The sequence below is a fragment of the Affinundibacterium amnicola genome (genome assembly GCF_014284275.1).
GTDB lineage: Bacteria > Pseudomonadota > Gammaproteobacteria > Burkholderiales > Burkholderiaceae_D > Undibacterium > Undibacterium amnicola.
In genome coordinates this window covers 571,608-595,292 of the sequence record NZ_JACOFU010000001.1, presented here as the reverse complement: position 1 = coordinate 595,292, position 23,685 = coordinate 571,608, and the positions used below count along the sequence as shown (strand labels likewise).

The 23,685-nt window shown below is 45.1% G+C and carries 18 protein-coding genes; 8 read left to right on the top strand and 10 right to left on the bottom strand.

The window, feature by feature from the left end; genetic code table 11:
* Positions 1–23: 23 nt before the first annotated feature.
* From H8K33_RS02675 to H8K33_RS02660, 4 genes are all read right to left on the bottom strand, one after another.
* A complete protein-coding gene (locus H8K33_RS02675) occupies positions 24–647 on the bottom strand; it encodes an L-threonylcarbamoyladenylate synthase (protein WP_186889417.1) in 624 nt (207 codons plus the stop codon).
* Positions 648–713: 66 nt separating this feature from the next.
* Positions 714–1,589 (bottom strand): protease HtpX, encoded by an 876-nt coding sequence (gene htpX / locus H8K33_RS02670; RefSeq protein ID WP_186889416.1) that lies wholly within the window; start codon positions 1,587–1,589, stop codon positions 714–716.
* Between the two features lie 101 nt (positions 1,590–1,690).
* A complete protein-coding gene (locus tag H8K33_RS02665) occupies positions 1,691–2,551 on the bottom strand; it encodes a 3',5'-nucleoside bisphosphate phosphatase (RefSeq protein WP_186889415.1) in 861 nt (286 codons plus the stop codon).
* Positions 2,552–2,632: 81 nt separating this feature from the next.
* Positions 2,633–3,550, bottom strand: coding sequence for an SDR family oxidoreductase (locus H8K33_RS02660; RefSeq protein WP_186889414.1), 918 nt, complete (start codon positions 3,548–3,550; stop codon positions 2,633–2,635).
* A gap of 41 nt (positions 3,551–3,591) precedes the next feature.
* Between H8K33_RS02660 and H8K33_RS02655 the strand changes: the two genes are divergently transcribed.
* From H8K33_RS02655 to ppnP, 5 genes are all read left to right on the top strand, one after another.
* Entirely contained in the window at positions 3,592–4,620 is a 1,029-nt protein-coding gene (locus H8K33_RS02655) for a CDP-6-deoxy-delta-3,4-glucoseen reductase (RefSeq protein WP_186889413.1), read from the top strand.
* Between the two features lie 411 nt (positions 4,621–5,031).
* Positions 5,032–6,249 (top strand): acetylornithine transaminase, encoded by a 1,218-nt coding sequence (locus H8K33_RS02650; RefSeq protein WP_186889412.1) that lies wholly within the window; start codon positions 5,032–5,034, stop codon positions 6,247–6,249.
* A 26-nt stretch (positions 6,250–6,275) separates the two neighbouring features.
* Positions 6,276–7,193, top strand: coding sequence for an ornithine carbamoyltransferase (gene argF, locus H8K33_RS02645; protein WP_186889411.1), 918 nt, complete (start codon positions 6,276–6,278; stop codon positions 7,191–7,193).
* Positions 7,194–7,271: 78 nt separating this feature from the next.
* Positions 7,272–8,501, top strand: a complete 1,230-nt coding sequence (locus tag H8K33_RS02640; protein WP_186889410.1) for an argininosuccinate synthase — start codon at positions 7,272–7,274, stop codon at positions 8,499–8,501.
* Between the two features lie 140 nt (positions 8,502–8,641).
* Positions 8,642–8,959, top strand: coding sequence for a pyrimidine/purine nucleoside phosphorylase (gene ppnP, locus H8K33_RS02635; RefSeq protein WP_186889409.1), 318 nt, complete (start codon positions 8,642–8,644; stop codon positions 8,957–8,959).
* A gap of 94 nt (positions 8,960–9,053) precedes the next feature.
* Here ppnP and murB read toward each other — a convergent pair whose 3' ends face one another.
* Entirely contained in the window at positions 9,054–10,103 is a 1,050-nt protein-coding gene (gene murB / locus H8K33_RS02630; protein WP_186889408.1) for a UDP-N-acetylmuramate dehydrogenase, read from the bottom strand.
* A 159-nt stretch (positions 10,104–10,262) separates the two neighbouring features.
* Here murB and H8K33_RS02625 point away from each other — a divergent pair, with 159 nt between their 5' ends.
* Positions 10,263–10,754, top strand: a complete 492-nt coding sequence (locus tag H8K33_RS02625; RefSeq protein ID WP_186889407.1) for a YajQ family cyclic di-GMP-binding protein — start codon at positions 10,263–10,265, stop codon at positions 10,752–10,754.
* A gap of 135 nt (positions 10,755–10,889) precedes the next feature.
* Positions 10,890–11,585 (top strand): retropepsin-like aspartic protease family protein, encoded by a 696-nt coding sequence (locus H8K33_RS02620; protein ID WP_186889406.1) that lies wholly within the window; start codon positions 10,890–10,892, stop codon positions 11,583–11,585.
* Positions 11,586–11,718: 133 nt separating this feature from the next.
* Here H8K33_RS02620 and aroG read toward each other — a convergent pair whose 3' ends face one another.
* The 5 genes from aroG to H8K33_RS02595 all read right to left on the bottom strand — a co-directional run bounded on the left by aroG (position 11,719) and on the right by H8K33_RS02595 (position 20,660).
* A complete protein-coding gene (aroG, locus tag H8K33_RS02615; protein ID WP_222613249.1) occupies positions 11,719–12,777 on the bottom strand; it encodes a 3-deoxy-7-phosphoheptulonate synthase AroG in 1,059 nt (352 codons plus the stop codon).
* A gap of 405 nt (positions 12,778–13,182) precedes the next feature.
* Positions 13,183–13,872 (bottom strand): nitroreductase family protein, encoded by a 690-nt coding sequence (locus H8K33_RS02610; RefSeq protein ID WP_186889405.1) that lies wholly within the window; start codon positions 13,870–13,872, stop codon positions 13,183–13,185.
* A 195-nt stretch (positions 13,873–14,067) separates the two neighbouring features.
* Positions 14,068–15,528, bottom strand: coding sequence for a metalloprotease TldD (gene tldD, locus H8K33_RS02605; protein WP_186889404.1), 1,461 nt, complete (start codon positions 15,526–15,528; stop codon positions 14,068–14,070).
* Between the two features lie 83 nt (positions 15,529–15,611).
* Positions 15,612–16,418, bottom strand: a complete 807-nt coding sequence (locus H8K33_RS02600; protein ID WP_186889403.1) for a carbon-nitrogen hydrolase family protein — start codon at positions 16,416–16,418, stop codon at positions 15,612–15,614.
* 9 nt (positions 16,419–16,427) lie between these two features.
* Entirely contained in the window at positions 16,428–20,660 is a 4,233-nt protein-coding gene (locus H8K33_RS02595; protein WP_186889402.1) for a YhdP family protein, read from the bottom strand.
* Between the two features lie 300 nt (positions 20,661–20,960).
* Between H8K33_RS02595 and glnE the strand changes: the two genes are divergently transcribed.
* On the top strand, positions 20,961–23,672 hold the full coding sequence (glnE, locus tag H8K33_RS02590) for a bifunctional [glutamate--ammonia ligase]-adenylyl-L-tyrosine phosphorylase/[glutamate--ammonia-ligase] adenylyltransferase (protein ID WP_186889755.1): 2,712 nt from the start codon (positions 20,961–20,963) through the stop codon (positions 23,670–23,672).
* The last annotated feature ends 13 nt before the right edge of the window (positions 23,673–23,685 follow it).

Here is a 23,685-nt window from a genome sequence, read left to right as displayed (position 1 = left end):
GTGAAAGCGCTATGTTCCGCGATTTACAAACCAAACAAAGCCGCATCACCGCGCCCCTGACGAATCAACTCCGGCGTTTCCTGCGTCATATCAATGACGGTAGTTGGAATCAGGCTACATGCACCACCATCAATCACCAAATCAATTTGTTTTTCCAAACGTGCACGGACTAATTCAGGGTCAGTTAATGGCTCATCTTCATCCGGCAAAATCAGAGTGGTTCCCAACAATGGCTGCTTTAACTCTTCCAGCAAGGCGTGAGTAATTGGATTTTCTGGTACGCGCAAACCTATAGTTTTACGTGAAGGATGACTTAGGCGACGCGGTACTTCTTTGGTGGCTTCCAGAATAAAGGTATAAGGCCCAGGCGTTGCCGCCTTCAGCATGCGAAACTGGCGATTATCAACCTTGGCATATTGCGCGATTTCCGATAAATCTCGACATAACAAAGTCAAATGATGCTTTTCATCGACGCCACGAATTCTGCGCAAACGCATCACGGCATCTTTATCATCAAGATGACAGACCAGTGCATAACAAGAATCCGTCGGCAAAGCGACGATGCCACCTTGATCAATAATTTGTACCGCTTGTTTGATCAAACGTAGCTGTGGGTTGTCGGGATGAATTTGAAAAAATTGGCTCATAAATAAATTCTGTGAATATGACAACGGAGGCTGAGCCTCCGTTGATTATCTTACTAATATTTCAGTTTATCTTAATTGTTGGAGCGCTGCGATACGTTGCGCCATCGGCGGATGAGTCGAAAACAATTCCGCCCAGCCCGGTTTATCACTAATACCGACTGCCGCCATCGATTGCGGTAACTCGCCAGGTGCCATACCGCCTAAACGTGCCAAAGCGTTAATCATAGGCTGACGATCTCCCAATAATTTTGCCGCACCTGCATCGGCTCGGAATTCACGTTGACGTGAGAACCACGCCACGATTAGAGAGGCGCCGATACCGAACAAAATCTGAAATACAAACGACGCAATATGAAAACCAATTCCCGGCGTATGATTCTCATCATTTTTCGACAAGAAACTATCGACTGCATAAGCTGCAATGCGCGACAGAAACACCACAAAAGTATTTACCACGCCTTGAATCAAAGTCATGGTGACCATATCACCATTGGCGATGTGAGCAACTTCATGTCCCAACACCGCTTCAACTTCTTCTTTAGTCATGCTTTCCAACAAGCCAGTCGAGACGGCGACCAAGGCGGAATTCTTAAATGCACCTGTAGCGAAAGCATTTGGCTCACCGTTATATACCGCAACTTCTGGCATCGCGATACCTGCGCGCTCAGATAAAGTTTTTACTGTGCTGACTAGCCAAAATTCTGTAGACGAAGATGGATTATCGATGACGCGCGCGCCAGTTGACCATTTCGCCATCGGCTTACTGATCAGCAAAGAAAAGATAGAACCAGTAAAACCAACTACCAGTGAGAACACAGCTAAGGCACCCAGATTCAAACCTTTAGCGCTCAGATAATTATTCACACCCAACATGGACAAAATCACGGTCATCACCAACATGACTGCAATATTGGTGGCTAAAAATAAGACAATACGTTTCATATTCAATTCTCCAAAACCTAATCAACAAACTATTGTGGACCGTACATGTTGCAATATGGTTGTCTTTAGCGTGATTTCAAGTGCTGCTAATCTGAGTAAATTCACTTTATCCAACTATGCCATACCGGTGTCAAATCTTTCGCCAGCGCAGGTAACTGTCCTAAATCGGGCAAATTTTCATCTGGCGCATGGAAATCCGAACCTCGTGAAGCCATAAATCCGTAGCGATTGGCGATTCTAGCGTATTCATCATATTGATCAACGGTATGACTGCCAGTCACGACTTCAATCGCTTTGCCACCGAGATCTTTAAACTCGTTAAAGAAAGCGTCAAATGCCAATGGCGTTAGATCATAGCGTCCCGGATGTGCAACTACCGCGACACCACCAGCACCACGTATCCAACCAACGGCCTCAGACAATGTTGCCCAACGATGCGGTACAAAGCCCGGCTTACCATCCGCCAAATACTTTTTAAATACCCCAGAAACGTCTTCACACACACCGATTTCAACTAAATATCGGGCAAAATGCGAACGAGAAATCAGATCAGGATTACCGACATATTTCAAAGCACCCGCATAGCAATTTGGGATACCAACGCGCGCTAAATCAGCCGCCATATCTTCTGCACGGCGTTGACGCCCTGAGCGAGTTTTGACCAATCCTGCCAGCAAATCAGGATTAGTTTCATCGATATTCAGGCCAACGATATGAATAGTTTTATTTGCCCAAGTAACGGAAATCTCTAAACCTGTCACGTAATCCATGCCCAAATCGGTCGCGGCTTCACGTGCAGCGACGATACCACCAACTTCATCATGATCTGTTAATGCCCAAACATCGACACCCTGCGCATGTGCCCGCTGAGCGACTGCCGCAGGAGCTAGGACACCATCAGAAACGGTGGAGTGACAATGCAAATCGACATTAAGCTCAGGGCTAAAAACAAGGGAGGACATGATAAAACCAAATTCAATAGATAAGAATGAACATTGTACTCCTGCAAAGCGGGCTTTGCCGCATTGCGGCAATTAAGTCGTTCAAGACAGAGCGGTAATCTGCTTTAGAGCATCGGCCACCGTGGGAAACATCAAGCGCGCACCCAATTCTGCTTTAATCCTTTGATTGAGCAAGCGGCGTGACTCTGACATAAACGACAACAGCATAGGAGACACTTGTTTTTCCAATTCAAGCCTCGGCAAGCGTGGTGCACGCGGCAATTGAAAGTGGTCGGCAACTTGATCAAAATAGTCGGCCATTTTCAAATCACTATCATCCACTGCATGATAAACACGATTTGACCGCGCCCGGAACATTGCCAACTTGATCAGGTTGGCAAGATCTTCTGCATGTATATGATTGGTGTACACATCATCAGCTTCGATTAAGGCCGGGGTCGCTTTACGTAAGCGTTCAATTGGCAAACGATCTGCTGCATAAATCCCTGGCACGCGCAAAATAGACAACTGACCACCCCGTCGCTTTGCCCAAGCACGCAGGATCGCTTCAGCCGACACCCGACGCTTGGCTCTCGCATTATTCGGGTTCAAAGAATGCGTTTCGTCAAACTGCTCGCCGCCGCAATCTCCGTACACACCTGTGGTACTGATATAAACAAGATGCGCCTTCTCAGGTAAAATGGCGGCCAAATGCCGCGTTCTGACATCAATTTCACCATCACTACGCGGCGGTGCCAGGTGCACAATAAAGTTTGCAAGTCCAGCCAATCGCCTCAAAGTATCAGGCTGATCCAAGTCGGCAAATACAGGAACAGCGCCCGCCGCACGCAATTGCGCAAAACGCTCTGAAGCAGCTCCCTGACTGGTCATTGCAAATACCCGAAAGCGATCGACCAGATGCGGCAACAAGCGCATGCCTACATCGCCGCAGCCAATAATCAGACAGCGGGGTTTTGCAAATTGGGGGCGACGAACTAGCTCAGAAATGCGTTGCTGCATAGGTTTTTATTTTATTTAAGTTTTTAAAATTCAGGAATCGTATGACGTTTCAAGTAACAATCTCACCAAGTGGTCGCCAATTTAATTGCGATAGCGATGAAACCGTCTTGGCGGCTGCCCTACGTGCAGGGCTCATTTTGCCATACGGTTGTAAAAATGGTGCGTGCGGATCATGTAAAGGCAAGGTCAGCACCGGACAAGTGGTACATGGCAATCATCAACAAAAAGCGCTAAGTGACGAAGAAGAAGCACAAGGCGGCGCATTATTTTGCTGTGCGAAACCTCAATCAGATCTCACCATCGAAGCCCGCGAAATGTTGGCGGACGACGACTATCCCATCAAAAAACTCCCAAGCCGCATCGCTAAATTGGAAAAACTATCCGATGACGTCATGCTGATTGAGTTGCAATTGCCAGCCAATGAAAAACTCAATTATCGCGCCGGGCAGTACATAGAATTCTTATTAAAAGATGGAAAACGCCGCAGTTATAGTCTGGCGAATGCGCCGCATATCGACGGACCTTTGAGCCTACACGTGCGTCACATGCCAGGTGGTTACTTCACCGATCAAGTATTTGCTACGGTCAAAGAGCGTGACATTATGCGTTTTGAAGGGCCACAAGGCAGTTTTTATCTACGTGAAGAATCCGACAAACCAGTGATTTTATTGGCATCAGGCACGGGTTTCGCCCCAATCAAAGCGATCGTTGAACACTTAATCCACATCGACTCTAAGCGCCCAATTCATTTATATTGGGGTGGGCGTCGCCCGCAAGATCTCTATATGCAGTCACTGTGCGAAGATTGGGCAAGTAAGCTTGGGGATTTCCAATATACGCCCGTGATTTCCGATGCAAAAATTGAAGACAATTGGAATGGTCGTACGGGCTTCGTACATCAAGCTGTGGTCGATGATTACGCTGATTTATCAGCGTATCAAGTCTATGCTTGCGGCGCACCTATCGTGGTGGAATCAGCAAAACGCGACTTTGTAGCAAAGTCGCAATTGCCTGCGGATGAGTTTTATGCAGACGCTTTCACCTCAGAAGCAGATTTAACAAAAAACTAATTTATTTAAATTGATGAAATTATTTTTCATTTTTTTTGATTTATTTCAGTATTGCAGTGCGCAAAACCGCAAAAAAACCGTTACACTACGCCCATGAAAAATTTTACTGACATGTCTTCCCCAAATATCGCTCGACGTCGCAGTTCACACACCGAGCCTGGGAAGTCTTGCGCGTAAGAAAAGCAAGGTCACGATAAAACCACAGGCTCAACCCCTGTGGTTTTTTTTTGCGCATGTTTGAATTAGGACTTATGCAAAATTGTCCCAGCTAGGCGTGCCGACGAAGACAGTGCTTCAGCACGGCGAGGCGGCGACAACAACGCTGGGACTGTTTTACGTAAGTTCTATGAATGTCAGTTCTGCGGTAACATCTTCTACCCTACTTTGTATTTATCTTTAAGGAGTTTTGAAATGGAATTTAGTCAGTACAACGTCGACGCCCTGATGTACATCACACCACGTCCTGAGTTGGTGTTTACCGAGGGCCGAGGCATGTGGATGACTGACCATAATGGCAAACGCTACCTCGATTATTTACAAGGCTGGGCAGTCAATTGCCTTGGTCATTCGCCAAAATGCATAGAAGATGCGATCGTCGCGCAGGCAGGCAAATTACTAAATCCTTCTCCTGCTTTCTATAACGAAAACATGATCAAGCTGGCCGACCAACTCACCCAACATTCCTGCTTTGACCGCGTGTTTTTTGCGAACAGCGGGGCTGAAGCAAATGAAGGTGCGATTAAATTAGCGCGCAAATGGGGTCAAAAAAATAAAAACGGCGCGTTTGAAATCATTACTTTCGATCACGGATTTCATGGTCGCACTTTAGCGACGATGTCAGCATCCGGCAAACCTGGCTGGGATACCATTTTCGCACCTCAGGTAACAGGTTTTCCAAAAGCCGATTTAAATGACATCGCCTCCGTTGAAAAACTCATTAGTGATAAAACTGTGGCGGTCATGCTAGAACCTGTGCAAGGTGAAGGCGGCGTGATTCCTGCAAGTCGCGAATTCATGCAAGCTTTACGCGCGCTCACTAAACAACACAATATTTTATTAATCGTCGATGAAGTTCAAACCGGCATGGGACGGACAGGTGAATTGTTCGGCTATCAGCTTTCTGGTATCGAACCAGACATCATGACTTTGGGCAAAGGCATAGGCGGTGGTGTTCCACTCGCTGCTTTGCTAGCGAAAGAAGAAGTTTCTTGCTTTGTACCAGGTGATCAAGGTGGCACATACAACGGCGCTCCACTAATGACGGCTGCTGGCTTAGCCGTTATTAACGCATTGACCGCTCCAGGATTTTTGGACGAAGTGAAAGCAAAATCGGTATATCTAAGTAAAGCACTCAACACCCTCTCAGCAGAATTTGGAATGGAAGGCGAACGCGGTGAGGGCTTGTTACGCGCACTGAAATTAGGTAGCGATATTGGCCCACGCTTGGTCGAAGTTGCCCGTGATATGGAGCCAATTGGCTTACTAATTAATTCTCCACGCCCGAACTTACTCCGTTTTATGCCGGCACTAAACGTCAGCTACGAAGAAATCGACACCATGATTTCTATGTTGAGCAAAGTCATCCAACAGGTGATAGACGAAAAAGCAGCAGCATCGACGGCATCATAAAACGACAATCTCAGTAAAAATTTAAAATGGCTATCAAACATTATTTACAGGTCTCCGACCTGACCCTCGATGAATACGACTATCTGATGCAGAGAGCTCGTATCATTAAAGATCGTTTTAAGAAATACGAACCTTATCATCCGCTCTTAGACAGAACGCTGGTCATGGTATTTGAAAAAAATTCCACACGTACGCGTTTGAGTTTTGAAGCGGGCATGCATCAACTCGGTGGCGCAGCGATTTATTTGAATACACGTGACAGCCAACTCGGTCGTGGCGAACCTGTCGAAGACGCCGGTCAAGTCATGTCACGCATGTGTGACATCATCATGATCCGTACTTTTGAACAAGAGATGATAGAAAAATTTGCCGCAAATTCCCGCGTGCCTGTCATCAATGGTTTGACCAATCAACATCATCCTTGTCAGGTATTTGCCGACGTGTTCACTTTCATTGAACATCGCGGCTCTATCGCGGGCAAAAAAGTGGCGTGGATAGGCGATGCCAACAATATGCTGTATTCATGGATGCAAGCGGCGAAAGTTTTTGGTTTTCATTTGCATATTTCTACACCTAAAGGCTATGACATTGATCCTGCTTGTGTGACGGTGGAAGCTGAACACTACACGGTGTTCGATAATCCATCCGATGCCTGCGTTGGCGTTGATGCGGTCAATACCGATGTCTGGACCAGCATGGGTTACGAGGCTGAAAATCAAGCCCGTCTCAAAGCCTTTGATGGCTGGATTGTGGATGAAGCAAAAATGGCTCGCGCCAATCCTGAGGCGATTTTTATGCATTGTTTGCCCGCTCATCGTGGCGAAGAAGTTTCAGCAGGCGTGATTGATGGCCCGCAATCGGTAGTTTGGGATGAAGCAGAGAATCGTCTACACGTACAAAAAGCTTTGCTTGAATATTTAGTCATCGGCAAAGTCGACAACTAATTATTCGGCGGCAATTCCAAGAATAGAAATTTTCGTTTACATACTTTTAGCCAATTTTTAGACATTAGAAAGCACATTATGAGCGACGTCAAAAAAGTAGTTTTAGCGTATTCCGGTGGTTTGGATACTTCCGTGATTTTGAAGTGGTTGCAAGACAACTACCAGTGTGAGATCGTCACGTTCACTGCCGATTTAGGTCAGGGTGAAGAGCTCGAGCCAGCACGCGCCAAAGCATTGAAATTTGGTATCAAGCCTGAGAACATTTTCATCGACGACGTACGCGAAGAATTTGTGCGTGATTTCGTTTTCCCTATGTTCCGTGCAAACACCGTGTATGAGGGTGAGTATTTATTGGGCACTTCAATTGCACGTCCATTGATCGCCAAACGTTTGATCGAAATCGCACGTCAAACTGGTGCAGATACCATCTCTCACGGCGCAACCGGTAAGGGCAATGATCAGGTTCGGTTTGAACTCGGTGCCTACGCATTGATGCCAAATGTCAAAGTGATCGCGCCATGGCGTGAATGGGATTTATTGTCGCGTGAGAAATTGATGAAATATGCCGAAGATGCTGGCATAGAAATCGATCAAAAACACAAAAACGGTGGCGCGCCCTACTCCATGGATGCCAACCTTTTGCACATCAGTTTTGAAGGTCGTCATTTGGAAAACCCAAGTGCTGAAGCAGAAGAATCCATGTGGCGTTGGACTGTAAGCCCAGAAGCGGCGCCAGACCAAGCAGAATACCTCGACATCGAATACGAAAAAGGCGATATCGTGGCATTGAACGGCGTGCGCATGTCACCAGCAACGGTATTGACTGAGTTGAACCGCCTCGGTGGCAAACACGGTATTGGTCGTTTAGATCTGGTTGAAAATCGTTTCGTCGGTATGAAGTCACGTGGCTGCTACGAAACACCTGGCGGCACCATCATGTTGCGCGCACATCGTGCGATCGAGTCCATCACCTTAGATCGTGAAGTCGCACATTTGAAAGATGATTTGATGCCACGTTACGCCAGCTTGATTTATAACGGCTACTGGTGGTCGCCAGAGCGTCTCGCATTGCAAACATTAATCGATCACACACAGCAAAATGTGAATGGTTGGGTACGCGTCAAGCTGTACAAAGGGAATGTGATTACTGTGTCGCGTGATTCAAAAACAGACTCTTTATTCGACATGAATATTGCGACCTTCGATGAAGATGGCGGCGCTTACAATCAAGCCGATGCAGGTGGCTTCATTAAGCTCAATGCATTGCGTATGCGTATTGCAGCGAATGCAAAATTGAAGCGCGGTTAATTAATAGAATCCATTGCAAAAGTAATTCTAAAAATTGTAGGGCGGGTGCAACCCGCGCAGTTCATAAGTCGATTTCGCGCACACCTCGTTTTGGCGGCGCGGATTGCACCCGCCCTACTTTTCCATCTAAATATTTCATCATGAGCACACAATTCGATCAAGTCAGCGTCATCAAAAAAGCTAATGTTTATTTCGATGGCAAATGTATTTCTCACACTGTTTTATTTGCTGACGGCAACAAGAAAACGATAGGCGTGATTTTTCCATCATCCTTAGTTTTCAATACCGCTGCAGCAGAAATTATGGAAATCAATGCGGGTCTATGCCGCATTCGTTTAGCAGGAAATAGCGAATGGCAGAGCTATGGTGCGGGACAAGAATTTCATGTGCCGGCAAATTCTAGTTTTGAAATTGAGACTTCAGAATTACTTGATTATGTTTGTCACTTTATCGCATAAATCAAATGAAGAAAATACAAATAGAAAATGGGTATAAATCCCCTTTTTCTATTTTGCAAAATTCTATTTTCGACATGTGCCGAAACATAAATTGTTAAACAAATACGGGCTCAACTTCTAACTCTACCGCAAACTGTTCAAAAACAGTACGCTGTATATCTTTCGCCAAAGCGCGTACTTCCGCCCCAGTCGCGCCACCTAAATTCACTAATACAAGCGCTTGTTTTTCGTACACGCCCACGGGGCCAACACTTCGGCCTTTCCAGCCACAGGTATCAATTAACCAGCCAGCAGCGAGTTTGAAGCTGCCGTTGGTTTGACGGTAACTGACACATTGCGGAAATTTCTGAAGGATTTGTTCTCGTAATTCGGCAGAAACGATGGGGTTCTTGAAGAAACTGCCTGCATTTCCTATCTTCGCTGGATCTGGCAGTTTACTCTGACGTATTGCAATAATCGCCGCGCTCACATCAAGAGGTTTCGGCTGCGTGATGCCGATGTCGGTCAAATATTTTGCGACATCGCCGTACCCAAGATTCGCCTGCCATTGCTTAGGTAAGGCAAAAGTCACATCAACGATCAGATAACGATTTGGCTCACTGCTTTTGAAATTACTGTCGCGATAAGCAAAGGCGCATTCAGCTTTATCAAATGTTTTTAACGCACCCGTAACAAAGTCAAACGCGGTCAAACTGTGAAAACGATCTTGCATCTCGACACCATAAGCGCCGATATTTTGAATTGGCGAGGCGCCAACGGTTCCCGGAATCAACGACAAGTTTTCTAAGCCACCATAGCCTTGCGCTAAGGTCCATTGTACAAATTCGTGCCAATTTTCACCCGCACCTGCACGTACAATAAATTGATCGCTCGTTTCGACGATCAGTTCGCGCGCTTTTATCGCCACTTTAAGCACAAGATGCGGCAAAAAATCAGAGAGAATGAGATTGCTGCCACCACCTAAAATCAAACGCGGCAAATTGGCTAACTCATCGTCATGCTGAAACGCTTCATACAAAGCAATTAGCTGTTGCACACTGTCAATCACAAGCAAACGATGCGCCTGAGCCTTGATTCCAAAGCTATTCGCGGTTTGCAAGCACACGTCATGCTGGAAAATTAATTCGTTTTTTTCATATTTCATAGGAACACGATTATAGTCGCGAACACGTGGATTTCCTGTAAATTGCGACGAAAGTTGGCCTTGGTTTTTGTTAAAATAGCGGCACTTCGAATAAATTTGGATTTTATTGCCAAGTTTTTCTTATCTAACCAATCAACACTCTATTTTTTAGGAAATACCATGCCGTCATTTGATACCGTTTCTGAAGCCAATATGGAAGAAGTTAAAAATGCGATCACACAGACAAACAAAGTCGTGACCAATCGCTTTGATTTAAAAGGCACTAGCGCCAAAGTCGAATTGAAAGATAAAGAGCGCGAAATCACTATCTTCGGCGACTCTGATTTCCACCTTGATCAAATCATGATCGAAGTCACCCAAACAATGGGCAAACGCGGCGTCGATGTACGTTTTCTTGATATCGGTGACGTGCAAAAAATAGGCGGAGACAAAGTAAAAAAAGTCATCAAAGTCAAAAACGGTATCCAGACGGAAGACGCAAAAAAAATCGTGAAAGTCATTAAAGATAGCAAAATGAAAGTGCAAGCAAGTATCCAAGGTGATGCGGTACGCGTGACTGGTGCAAAACGCGACGATTTACAAGCTGCGATGGCAATGTTACGTAAAGAAATTAAAGACTTGCCGCTAGAGTTCAATAATTTTCGCGATTGATTTTTTAGCGAAACTCTAGAGATGATGTAGCCGAATACATCGCACTACTGTCGTCAAACTTCAAAGCAAGATTGAGAATTCAGACGAAACTGCGAAATAAGATCGAGAGATAAGACTGAAAGCGAGGTTTGAAAAATGTACGAACGATTTCTCAATCTTTTGACAGCACAATTTGTATTAAAGAATAGCAAATTGACTGTGCTACTGAGTGTTATTGGATTCAGCGCGCTGTTCGCAACGCATAGCGCCTATGCCAATGAATTTAGCTTGGTAGCATTAAGCAATGGCAAAGCGATGCTGATCGTTGATGATAAGCCACCCAAAATGTTCACGGTAGGCAGCAGCATTACTGCTGGAACGAAATTAGTCTCGATCAATAGCAATAGTGCGACGATAGAAACGGATGGAAAGCGCCAGACTTTATTTCTAGGACATGCTGTGTTGCGCACAGATACAGCAAAAAACCCCAGTATTACATTACAAGCAGGTGACAACGGCCATTTTTTCACGGAAGGTAAAATCAATGGCGGCAGCAAACTCAGAATGATGGTCGATACCGGTGCGAGTTTTGTTTCTATGTCTGCCAGCGATGCTCGCAAACTTGGCATTGATTACAAAAAGGGCATACCGTCCCGAACTAGCACGGCAAATGGAATTGTCCCAACCTATATCGTCCGACTTGATTCAGTCAAAATTGGTGACATCGAATTGTTTCAGGTTGATGCATCGATTCAGGAAAACGAGTTAGGAATTTGCTTACTAGGCATGTCTTTTCTAAAGCGCCTAAGCATGGTTCGAGAGGGGCAACAAATGGTTTTGACCAAAAAATAAGCCTCTCACATACTCAATACCTGCCGGATACTTACCCGATACATACGCAAAACTGAATTTAGCTCCTGCTTCATCAGTGCATCAACACTCACGAAGCAGGAAGAACTGACAAGCAGTCCAAACAACTGCAAATTTATGATTTCTTCAAACGACGTTGTTTGACAGCATCTGCAAGCACTTGCAAACTTGCCTGGCTATCCGTCCAATCAATGCAACCATCTGTAATTGACTGACCATAGACTAATTCTTTACCAGCGACCAAATCTTGGCGCCCTGCGACCAAATTAGATTCAATCATCACGCCGACAATCCGGTCATCACCAGCAGCAATTTGACCGGCGATATCTGCGCAGACCGGTATCTGATTCAAAGGATTTTTTGAGCTATTCGCATGCGATGCGTCAATCATGATACGAGCTTGTAAACCATTGGCTACGATATCTTTAGCAGCAGCATCAACACTTGCAGCATCGTAGTTTGGCGTCTTCCCACCACGTAAAATAATATGGCAATCTTCATTGCCGTTAGTAGACACAATCGCAGAATGTCCACCTTTAGTTACTGATAAAAAGTGATGTGGTTGTGACGACGCTTTAATCGCATCAACTGCGATTTTGACATTACCGTCTGTGCCGTTTTTAAAACCTACTGGGCATGACAAACCAGATGCTAATTCACGATGCACTTGCGACTCGGTGGTACGTGCACCAATCGCTCCCCAGCTAATTAAATCGGCGATGTATTGTGGGCTAATCATATCCAAATACTCGGTGCCCGCTGGCAATCCAAGTTCATTAATGTTTAACAATAATTCGCGTGCAATACGCAAGCCATCATTAATGCGGAAACTGTTATCCATATACGGATCATTGATCAAACCTTTCCAACCCACTGTCGTGCGTGGTTTTTCGAAGTACACACGCATCACGATTTCTAGTTCACCAGCAAATTTCACACGCGCTTCTGCGAGTTTTTTTGCATACTCTAGCGTCGCTTTCGTGTCGTGAATCGAGCATGGACCAATAACGACCATAACTCTGTCATCTTTGGCCTGCAAAATATTATGCAAAGCTGTGCGTGCATTGGCAGTTACTTCTGAAGCTTTATCAGAGCAGGCAAATTCGCGAATCAAATGCGAAGGTGGAAGCAGCTCTTTCATTTCCCGAATACGTAAATCGTCTGTGCGTTGCATAATGTTTTCCTGAAGTTTGAATGAAATAAATTGGGCTTTTAAAATTCTGTTGAAAATGTTTTTGATCTATTTTCCTATCCACCGCACCTGAAAATTAAATTCTTAGGGCAAAAAAAAACCGCCAAGACTGGCGGTTTTTTTGGATCGGTTGGGTTCTATGTACGTCGATTTTGCTTCTACGTGAACTTACCGCTTCTCCACCGCCTTAGGGTTGGAATAGCTAAAGTAAAAGTGAAAGTAAAATCGTGCAAAATTCATGAAAACCTCGTGATCGAATGGAACGACTATAACAACATCAGCACGCAATTGGCAAGCAATTTATCTGAATGTGCGCGTAATTTTACAAAAGCCTTGAGCTAACACATGGGATTCGACATAAGCTTATATTCAAATACTGATGAAGTCTTATAAAAAACTGGCAATTTCGCTCAAAGGCTTCTTACGAATATTCGGCACCATACAGTGATCAGCAGGATGACCGACCACTAATAAGATGTAAGGTTTTTCATTATCAGGGCGATCTAATAACTCATTCAAAAATCCCATTGGGCTGGGAGTATGTGTCAAAGTCGCCAAGCCCGCGTGGTGCAAAGCTGCGATCAGAAAACCTGTGGCAATGGATACTGATTCGGGCACATAATAATTTTTAACTGCGGTACCGTCATCCATCAAGGTACTTTTTTGGCCGAAAATCGCGATTAAGTAAGGTGCGTCCTCCAAGAACGGTTTGTTTGAATCCGTACCCAATGGCGCTAACGCATCTTTCCATTCTTGAGGTGCACGGCGCTCATAGAATTCACGCTCTTCAATTTCTGCTTCTACCCGGATACGATGTTTCAATTCTTTATCGCTGACTACTGCAAAATGCCAAGGCTGATGATTTGCTCCGGATGGTGCTGTTCCTGCCGCTAATAAACATTGCTCGATGACTTTACGCGACACCGGGGCATCTGAAAATTCTCGTATCGTTTTACGACGAGAGAGCTCTTCATAAAATTCTTGTGCACGTGCTTCCATCTCATTTTCTGGATAGGCACGATAAGTGCTCAGCGGTATAAATTGCGGAGAGCCTTGATTGAAGGAAAGTTTAGACATGCTGATCCTTTCATAGAAAAAAGACACTGTAATCACAATATCTCATCTACTCAAGACACAACAGCACATTCAATACAAGTCACAAAAACAAAGGCTTTTTAGCAATGAATCAACGGCAGAAAGATGTATAGACAATACGAACTTTTGCCGCCAGTTTTCCGCCAGAAAGATTTCTATCGTCGGTTTGAGGGCAAATCAAGCAGTGCCGCCAACAACAAGTCCATCAATCCTTAAGGTTGGCTGGCCGACGCCGACAGGAACGCTTTGGCCTTCCTTACCGCACACCCCAACGCCCGAATCTAAACGCATATCGTTACCAATCATCGATACCCGATTTAATACATCTGGACCATTACCGATCAAGGTCGCACCTTTAACAGGATAAGTGACTTTGCCGTCTTCGATCATATAAGCTTCGCTGGCAGAGAAGACAAATTTACCGTTCGTGATATCAACCTGACCACCGCCGAAATTCACCGCGTACAAACCATTTTTTACTGAAGCTAAGATTTCAGCCGGATCTTTATCACCACCCAACATGTAGGTATTCGTCATACGTGGCATAGGTAAATGAGCGAACGACTCTCGACGCGCATTGCCAGTCACTGGCATCTTCATTAAACGCGCATTCATCGTGTCTTGAATATAGCCTTTGAGTATGCCGTCTTCAATCAGGGTCGTACATTGTGTAGGATTACCTTCATCATCAATATTCAAAGAGCCGCGACGATTTGCTAAGGTACCATCATCCACCACGGTTACACCTTTAGCCGCAACGCGATCCCCAATCCGACCGGCAAAAGTACTAGAACCTTTACGATTAAAATCGCCCTCTAAGCCGTGGCCAATCGCTTCATGCAACAAAACACCTGGCCATCCAGAGCCGAGCACCACCGTCATAGAACCTGCAGGCGCTGGGCGAGCGTCCAAGTTAACCAAGGCAGATTTCACGGCATCGTCAGCGTATTGTTCAAGAATTGCATCATTGAAATACGAAAAATTATAACGACCACCGCCACCACTAGAGCCAGTTTCGCGACGCCCATTTTGTTCAGCAATCACCGTCAATGACATGCGTACTAATGGACGAACATCAGCAGCGATGACACCGTCACTGCGTGCTACGAGAATCACATCGTACTCACCAGCCAGACTCGCCATCACCTGCACGATGCGCGGATCCTTTGCGCGAGCGATTTTCTCTATTCGCTCTAACAAAGCGACCTTTTGCGTCGCATCTAAGGATGCTAATGGATCATCTTGTAAAAATAAATTATGCCCTTGTACGCCCTTCATAGCCGAAGCAACTTGAATCTTGCCTGAACCAGCACGGGCAATGGTTCGTGTCGCGGCCGCCGCTTCTAACAAGGCATGTTCTGAAATCTCATCAGAATAAGAGAATGCAGTTTTGTCACCAGATACTGCGCGCACACCAACGCCTTGATCAATCGAAAAGCTACCCGTTTTGACGATACCTTCTTCCAGACTCCAGCCTTCGTTCTTAGTGAACTGGAAATACAGATCGGCGTAATCAATTTTATGCGTGAACATCGTTTTTAAGGCAGACGCCAACTTCGCTTCATCCAGCCCAAAAGGCGTCAAGAGAATATCGCGGGCAATGGCGAGGTGTTTTAAATTCGAATCAAATGGTGTCATGTTTTTCAATCTTTATTGGCTGCCATCATGGCTATTAAAGCGTATTGTAGAGTATTTCACGCTCAGGTTCTTCACCTGAACAATCAAGACGAGCAAGCAAATCGTCGGTGCTTCAAGGCTGGCAAGTTATTACGAATCTTTTGCATGCAATCCATATCGAGATCTGCGATCACGACGCCCTCGCCCTCCTCCAAACAATTCAATACTTTGCCCCAAGGATCTATCAGCATACTATGCCCCCAAGTGCGGCGACCGCTGTCGTGCGTTCCGCCTTGCGCCGATGCGAGAACATAGCATTGATTTTCGATCGCACGGGCACGCAACAAAATTTCCCAATGCGCTTGCCCTGTCGTGTAGGTAAAAGCTGCCGGCAAGACTAACAGACTGCAAGCACCCATATTGCGGAATAATTCAGGGAAACGCAGGTCATAACAGATACCCAAACCAACTTTGCCTATCGCGCTATCAAAGCTAACGATGTCATTCCCTGCTTGTATGGTGTTCGATTCTTGATAGCTCTCCTCGCCATTGGTAAATCCAAACAAATGAATTTTGTCGTAACGCGCGATTTGTATTCCATTCGGATCAAATACCAAGCATGCGTTATAGATTTTATGACTATCATCTGACTGCAATGGAATCGTGCCGCCAACGATTGTCATCTGCAAATCTTTAGCCATTTGCGCTAAAAACGTTTGCAATGCACCCTTACCTGGCTGTTCTGCAAACGCCACTTTATCGGCATCACGCAAGCCCATAATCGACCAGTACTCGGGCAGCACAGCCAATTCCGCGCCTTGCGCTTTTGCTAGTTTCAATAAACGTTCTGCTGTTTGGAGATTGGTATCAGGAATTGATGCCGAGACCATTTGAATTGCTGCGACTTTCATCGTCTATCCTTATTTTGATTCTGCTTTAGCCTTGATTTGCTCTGCTCTTTGCTTATCTAAAATTTCTTGACGCTCTTTATTTTCTATCTTCGTGACAATAGGATTTGCCCATGGTCCGGTAATTTGATATTCATAAGTAAAAGCGCGCTTGAGCGGATCTCTAAAAAACAATTGTGCCAGAAATGTTCCCAATCCAATCACAGGGTTTACCGCTAAACCATAAACAACAGAAGCTGCACCAGCGTTAAAATCAGGAATGACCGCGACATGCAAATCTTGCGTTTCTTTTGCGATATCAGCGCTACCTTCCATCAACACTGCCGCATTAACACTGCTCATTTTTAAATTATCCGTCTTTGCAATTCCTTGTTGAATTTGCGCTGTGCCAACGATGCTGTCGAATGCAAAGCCCTCAGAAAACACATCACGAAAATCTAAAGTAAATCGACGCGGCAAAGACTGCATGCTCAAAACACCCAATAATTTTGCAGCACCAGGATCGACTTTCAAGAATTGCCCTGCAGCTAAAGTCATTTGCAATTGACCTCCCAAACTCGGAATATCAATATCAAACGGAAGACCTGTCCAATGTGCGCTACCTTCCAATTTCCCCTTGCCGCCACGCAGTACTCCGGGAAACTCCAAGCGATCCAATAAACTTCCTGAATTGAGTATGTCCAATACATATTCCAATTTGGTTTGACTATCACTCTGACGTGATACCCAGTTGCCCTTAGCATGCAAACTTGCGTCGTCATTTTTCAACACCAACTTGTCGATATTCCATTCACGTCCAAGTGATGACAAGGTATTACTTGCCTGTAATGCGAGGAACCCTAGTTTTTTATTGAACAGCTCAAAATTTTCAACTTGGATATCCAAACTGGGAAGCTGTTTCGTCGTACTTTTTGCCTCTAGCAAATCACCCACATCACTCGCCGCTGAACGCGGAATCATTAAGCGACTTAAACGGGCAGCGACTTGTCCGGTGGATTGTTGATTACCAAATCCGTTCCAACTAATAAAGCCGGAAGCTTGCTTAGAATCGAGATTAGCCTGCCACAGACCGGATTGATGTGATGCTCCCAAGACGATCTGATCCAATTTTTTTCCGAACAAATACAGTTCATCGGTAATCAGAGAAAAACTATTCGGTTCAATGTACTGAGAAAATCCGGTAGTGCCAACAACTGCTGTGGTCGATACCGCAGTCGATTGATATACGCCGCGCTTTTGCGCAAGCTCACCTAAATAGCGACGCCAATCATCCACATTAAAAGTTTTGGTCTGAATATGAAAGTTCAAGCCAGAGTCAGGCAATTGTGCCGGCGTATTCACGGCAACACTACCTCGCAAAACCTGCCATGCTGCGTCTTTTTCGTTATTCTTTTTACGTTGGTATTGCGCATTAAAACGATTACCCACATTGAGCTTAATTTGCTCACGAATTTCACTCGTTACACTTGCAGCATCCGCGATAATTTCCAAACGTAGTGGTGCGTTTTCATTGGCAGTTTTAGTCAATGGTTCTGGTAAGTTCCAAGCTAAACCTTGCAAATCAGATTCAATCAATAATTCAGCCTGACGGCGTTTCACATTAATCAACGTGTTATAGCGTGTCTCGCCTTGCATACTTTCAAGGAACTGGGCAAATTCAAGATGAGAAAAATGTTTCTGTATGCCTTCAGCGTTTGCAACTCCATCGATCTTAATTCGTATCGCGCCATCTTTTTGCGAACCACCGCTTGCCTGTGCAAGTCCGCCCAATAGATTGCCTTTAATACCGTTTAGCGTCACACCACGTTCGTTAAATTCAATTCGTCCGGTGAGATTGCTAATCTTTGGCAAATCAACTTGTAAAACCGTCTCAGCTCCATTCAATTGCAATACGCCGTTCACCTTCGATTCAACAATGGTGTTTAGCGGCAATGCCAATTTCAGGCTAAGCTGAGCTACTCCGTTAGCCACTGTGTCATGCAGGAAATGCCCTAGCCATTCATCAACTGGACTAGCCTTTACATAATTCAGCATAGTTTGCAATTGACCTGAAGCGGCGCCATCAATTTCTAGAATAGGATTGTCCGCCAGTAAGTCTGGAATAACTGCCTTCACTTTTTTCAAAGCGACCGTATTGGTACTCGCCGTTTCTGCACGAATTTCCATACGTCCATGTTCGAAGATGAAGTTACCTTTAATATCATCGATGACTGGCCAAAACGGTGCGACACCATCCTTAGCATATTCACCTGGCAGAAAATTCAATTTTCCGCCATGGATTTTGCCTTTAACGAGAAACTCGCCTTGGCGTTCTGGATCGCGGGAATTGTGTTCAAAAGGAAATTCCGCTAATGCCCCTTTCATACGAAAGACCACATCATTCGCTTTGCCGTCTAACAAAGCGGCACTCAACCAAGCACGCAAATGCTCAGGAGTTTGCGCTGGAATATAACGATTAATTGTTTTGAGATCAAAGCCCTGAACTCGACCGGTCAAATTTACTTCACCCAAATCAGATTCTCGCATCGATAAACTATGCTGACCACTCAGGCTTCCAACTGCACCATCCTGTTCAAAATCCATCTCTTGAATTTGCATTTGAAGGCGATCGTCATTTTGCAATTGCCAACGTGCTCGCATTTTGAGCCGATTAAAAGGCATCACCGGATCGACAAAATAACTCGATAGCTGCAACGTCAGATCGGTCGAATCAAGCGTGAAACTGCCACCTTTATCATTGGCGTCGATGGACCCAGATAAATTATCAAAGCCAGGGATGGCGGGAAACGCAACTTTCGCTGGTATCTTTCCTTGTTTAGGACGAGCCAGCTGTGCCTTTAATGGCTGCATTTCCAAATTACGAAACTCGCCTTGAATACGATAACTAGAAATATCCGGAAAACTACCCTGCCAACTCGCGGTAAAATTTTTAAGCACGCCTTTGGGCGCGACATCAATTAACAAACGTCGCTGATCCAAAGGAATCGGCAAATGTTCGGCAAAATTCGCCAGTGAGGCCAAATCTAAAGATTCTGCATACAGTTCAACTTTTTCCCCTTGCCCGTTTTCACCTGGGATAAAAGTTTCTTTCAAAGTCGTTGCGGGCAACACCAAACCATCTCTGGTTTGCATAGAAAAATTAACCAAGGCCAAACTATGCCCTGCTTGCCTAGACAACAGCGGCAAATATTTACGCTGCCGCGACACTTGTTCGGTGGCGATAAAACGCCCGCGTACTTGCGCCATATCCAATACTGGCAAGTCTTTTCTAAATTTTCCCAGTACATCTTGCAGATACAAATCGGCGGTAAAGTCCGCTAAACGCCCACGCTCCAGCTTAGTCCACGAACGAACACTCCCGATGCCTTTATTTAACTGAAACGGAAAAGGGAAATATTGATGGATCGCTGGCAAATCGGCTTTATTCAAATCTGAATACAATTCACCAGACCAAGTCGACAAACCCGACTTTTTCAACGCAAACACAGATTGTTGAAATTTCCCACGAACGTCTATCGGCGATGCTAAGCGAGCAGGTGGCACCGCCCTTAATGCAAACTGATGCTGATGCCAATGATTATTTAACACAAAATTGACTGAACTTAACTGCAGTGCAGGCTGCGCACGCAGTTGATCATCCCAAGTCACTTGCCCTTCTCGTATACTAATTTCGTGCTGTGCTAACACCCAGTTCAGACCAGCGTCATTCGCCGCCTTGCCATCAGTGATTTGAAGTGGAAAGCCCGCAACTTGAATTACACCAGATTTATTTCTAGACACTTGCAAATCAGGCTTAACCAACTCAACTGCTGCAAAACGAGCATCCAATACCACAATCGACCACCAAGACAAAGTAGTATTAATTTCTGGCAGGCTCAATGCTGGTTTGGCATTTTGGTCGTAAATCACCACATCACGTAAAGCGATGCGCGGATTAAATCCTTGCCAGCTTGCCTGCAGCTGCGCAATTTTTATTTGCCTACCAATCTTCTCAGAAACCAATTGCTCAATTTCTGGCTTGTAATTTTCTACATTTGGCAAAACAAGATGACGCAAACATAAGAACAAAACTGCGAAAATAAAATAGCAAACCAGTAAAAACTTGAAAGTGATTCGCAAGGACTTGCGTAAGCCGCGTCCACCATGAAATGCGGCGACAACGCAAGTCGTACGCGTCTGATGCGCGAGGCGACGCCAGCCGGACGGCGATGGTTCTTGGGATATTACCGGATCAGGGTGATTCAAAGAATTTTCCACTTTCAATGTGGAACGATCAGTGATGGCATGTCGCCAATGATGGGGCAGTCGTCTTTTAGCGTCTGCACGTTTAATCCTTCAAACAACAAGCTCATCCCCCGATTCACAACAAAAAAATGAAATCATTTAACAACAATGATCGTCTTAAAGCCTCGATAAAAATTTGCCCAAAATATACCGCGACTACGCACAATTTCAAAGCATATTTGTGATTTTTCAAATATGCTTACAATGCTGCACCGCAAATCCTCGTGCCTCATTGACTTCTTAGCGATCCGCCTCATGAATATGCATTCAACATCCAGTAGTTCACTCGACCATTCTCGCTTTGTAACACGCTGGCTTAACGCCAAAGCGAGCCGCCTGCAAGAGCTTGAGAATATATCGCAATTTGCCATCAGCAAAACAAGTTTTACTGATTTTTTACAAAATGAAATGAATCAAGGAACTTCCCTCAACGCCGCCATGCGGCGCTTGAGAAACCTGGTGTTAGCATGCCTGATCAAGCGCGACTTGAACGGATTAGCGAACTTGCATGAGGTTATTACTACAATCAGTGATTTTGCTGACTTCGTGATTCAAACCCATTTACAGCATTTGATGAACGATATGCTTGCCGCTCATGGTCAGCCAATAGGCGAGGACAGTGGAGAAACTCAGCAGTTAATCGTTCTTGGCATGGGTAAACTTGGTGGACATGAGTTAAACGTATCTTCCGATATTGATCTGATTTTTTGTTACAGCGAAGACGGTGAAACACTGGCTGGAGAAAACCAACGTAGCTTATCAAATCATGAATTCTTCAGCCGATTAGGAAAAAAACTGATCGCTGCGATTTCCGAAATTACCGAAGATGGCTTTTCGTTTCGGGTTGATATGGCTTTGCGTCCGAACGGCAATTCCGGTCCATTGGTTGCCAGCTTTGGTATGGTAGAAGACTATTTCTTAGTTCAAGGTCGTGAGTGGGAACGCTATGCTTGGGTAAAAGCCCGGGCAATCACTGGTAAGCCTGAACATATTGCCATGCTCGAAAAAATTATCTTCCCCTTTGTGTACCGACGCTACCTTGACTATGGCGTAATTGATTCACTACGCAATATGCATCATCAAATTCGTGCGGAAGTCGTACGTCAAGAAACTCGACATCCAGAACGTGGCATCAATGTTAAATTGGGGCGCGGTGGGATTCGTGAAGTTGAATTTTTAGCGCAAGTATTTCAGCTAATACGCGGTGGACGAGAAGCGATCTTACGTGACCGATCAACTCGCAACACTTTAAAAACACTGGCTGAAAAAAATATTCTTGACCAAGAAATCATTGATCAACTGATGAAGGCTTATGTGTTTTTACGCGATGTTGAACATCGATTGCAATACTTAGATGATGCACAAACCCATATCTTCCCTGCGAATCGCGCAGACCAAGACATCGTCGCTCAAATGATGGGCTACCAAGATGTGATTTCACTCAATGCTGTGCTCATCCCACATATGCAATTTGTAGCTGAACAATTCGATGCGATTTTCAAAGACAAATCGGAACAACAAGATGACGCTCTCAATACGACAAACATGTCAGCGACTGACGCCAATGAAACGATCATCTCACATTTGCAAACGCTTCATTTTAATGATGCTGAACAGGTCGCCGTACGACTAAGTAACACCTGGCAATCGGCAAAAATGCAAACCTTACCTGAAGCTAGTCAGGTAAAGCTCGCAGCCCTGATTCATAGCGCACTAAAAACAATTTCAAAGCAGGCTGAAGGACAAGCATGCACTGTTGACCGCTTATTAAATTTTATGGAGCACATCGCCCGTCGCACCGCTTACTTATCGCTTCTAAGTGAATTTCCACATGCACTACAACGGGTGATTAGAATGATGAGTGCTAGTGATTGGGCTGCAAAATTTCTCAACCGCCACCCAATTTTATTAGATGAGTTGTTAGACGAATCCGTTCTACACCAAGCGCCCGATTGGCAAGACTTTACGCTCGAAGTACAAACAGTCATGCGCGAACAACTTGGTGATGTGGAGGCACAACTAGATAGCTTACGAGAACTACACCACGCCCTATTGTTTCGATTGCTTGCGCAAGATTTGGAAGGCAAAGTCAGTGTCGAGCATTTAGCAGATTCGCTATCGAAATTGGCCGACATCATGGTGGAAGCAGTGGTTCAAGCTGCTTGGCAAACCATCGCTAGCAAACACAGGGAGACGCCGAAATTTGCTGTGATCGCGTACGGAAAATTAGGTGGAAAAGAGCTCAGTTACGCGTCGGACTTAGATCTCATTTTTTTATATGACGATGATGATCAAGACGCGCCCGCCGCATACGCGAAGTTAGCGCAACGCTTTATTACTTGGATGACGACACATACATCATCAGGGATTTTATTTGATATCGATATTGCGCTGCGCCCTGATGGCGCAAGTGGACTGATGGTGTCATCAGTGCAAGCCTTCGAGCGTTATCAAGAAAAATCTGCCTGGCTATGGGAACACCAGGCGCTAACCAGAGCGCGCTTTTGCGCCGGTGATGCGGAAATTGGCAAGACATTTGAAGCGATACGGGAAAAAGTTCTGTGCTTACCTCGCGATCCACTACAGCTAAAGAGTGAAGTAATCAATATGCGTAAAAAAATGCGTGATGCGAATCCAAATAGAAGCGAACTATTTGATCTCAAGCACGATCACGGCGGCATGATTGATATTGAATTCATGGTTCAATATTTAGTACTCCGCTACGCCAATCTACATCCTGAACTGTGCGGCAATATTGGCAATATTGCGCTATTACAGCGCTGTGGAAACTTGGGATTAATTGACTCAAAACTCGCAACGGAAACCGCTAACAGCTATCGTCTACTGCGTAAATTTCAGCATAATATTCGACTACAGGGTGAGGAGCGTGCGCGCATACAAAAAGAAAAAGTCGCCGCAGCAGTGCACTATAGTGAAGCTTTGTGGAATGATTTATTCGAAGCCGACATTTAACCCAGATTTTCCA

What these genes read in the sequence shown, in the direction of transcription:
- H8K33_RS02675 (WP_186889417.1), bottom strand. Translation starts at nt 647, where the DNA reads ATGAGCCAATTTTTTCAAATTCATCCCGACAACCCACAGCTACGTTTG.
- htpX (WP_186889416.1), bottom strand. Translation starts at nt 1,589, where the DNA reads ATGAAACGTATTGTCTTATTTTTAGCCACCAATATTGCAGTCATGTTG.
- H8K33_RS02665 (WP_186889415.1), bottom strand. Translation starts at nt 2,551, where the DNA reads ATGTCCTCCCTTGTTTTTAGCCCTGAGCTTAATGTCGATTTGCATTGT.
- H8K33_RS02660 (WP_186889414.1), bottom strand. Translation starts at nt 3,550, where the DNA reads ATGCAGCAACGCATTTCTGAGCTAGTTCGTCGCCCCCAATTTGCAAAA.
- H8K33_RS02655 (WP_186889413.1), top strand. Translation starts at nt 3,592, where the DNA reads ATGACGTTTCAAGTAACAATCTCACCAAGTGGTCGCCAATTTAATTGC.
- H8K33_RS02650 (WP_186889412.1), top strand. Translation starts at nt 5,032, where the DNA reads ATGGAATTTAGTCAGTACAACGTCGACGCCCTGATGTACATCACACCA.
- argF (WP_186889411.1), top strand. Translation starts at nt 6,276, where the DNA reads ATGGCTATCAAACATTATTTACAGGTCTCCGACCTGACCCTCGATGAA.
- H8K33_RS02640 (WP_186889410.1), top strand. Translation starts at nt 7,272, where the DNA reads ATGAGCGACGTCAAAAAAGTAGTTTTAGCGTATTCCGGTGGTTTGGAT.
- ppnP (WP_186889409.1), top strand. Translation starts at nt 8,642, where the DNA reads ATGAGCACACAATTCGATCAAGTCAGCGTCATCAAAAAAGCTAATGTT.
- murB (WP_186889408.1), bottom strand. Translation starts at nt 10,103, where the DNA reads ATGAAATATGAAAAAAACGAATTAATTTTCCAGCATGACGTGTGCTTG.
- H8K33_RS02625 (WP_186889407.1), top strand. Translation starts at nt 10,263, where the DNA reads ATGCCGTCATTTGATACCGTTTCTGAAGCCAATATGGAAGAAGTTAAA.
- H8K33_RS02620 (WP_186889406.1), top strand. Translation starts at nt 10,890, where the DNA reads ATGTACGAACGATTTCTCAATCTTTTGACAGCACAATTTGTATTAAAG.
- aroG (WP_222613249.1), bottom strand. Translation starts at nt 12,777, where the DNA reads ATGCAACGCACAGACGATTTACGTATTCGGGAAATGAAAGAGCTGCTT.
- H8K33_RS02610 (WP_186889405.1), bottom strand. Translation starts at nt 13,872, where the DNA reads ATGTCTAAACTTTCCTTCAATCAAGGCTCTCCGCAATTTATACCGCTG.
- tldD (WP_186889404.1), bottom strand. Translation starts at nt 15,528, where the DNA reads ATGACACCATTTGATTCGAATTTAAAACACCTCGCCATTGCCCGCGAT.
- H8K33_RS02600 (WP_186889403.1), bottom strand. Translation starts at nt 16,418, where the DNA reads ATGAAAGTCGCAGCAATTCAAATGGTCTCGGCATCAATTCCTGATACC.
- glnE (WP_186889755.1), top strand. Translation starts at nt 20,961, where the DNA reads ATGCATTCAACATCCAGTAGTTCACTCGACCATTCTCGCTTTGTAACA.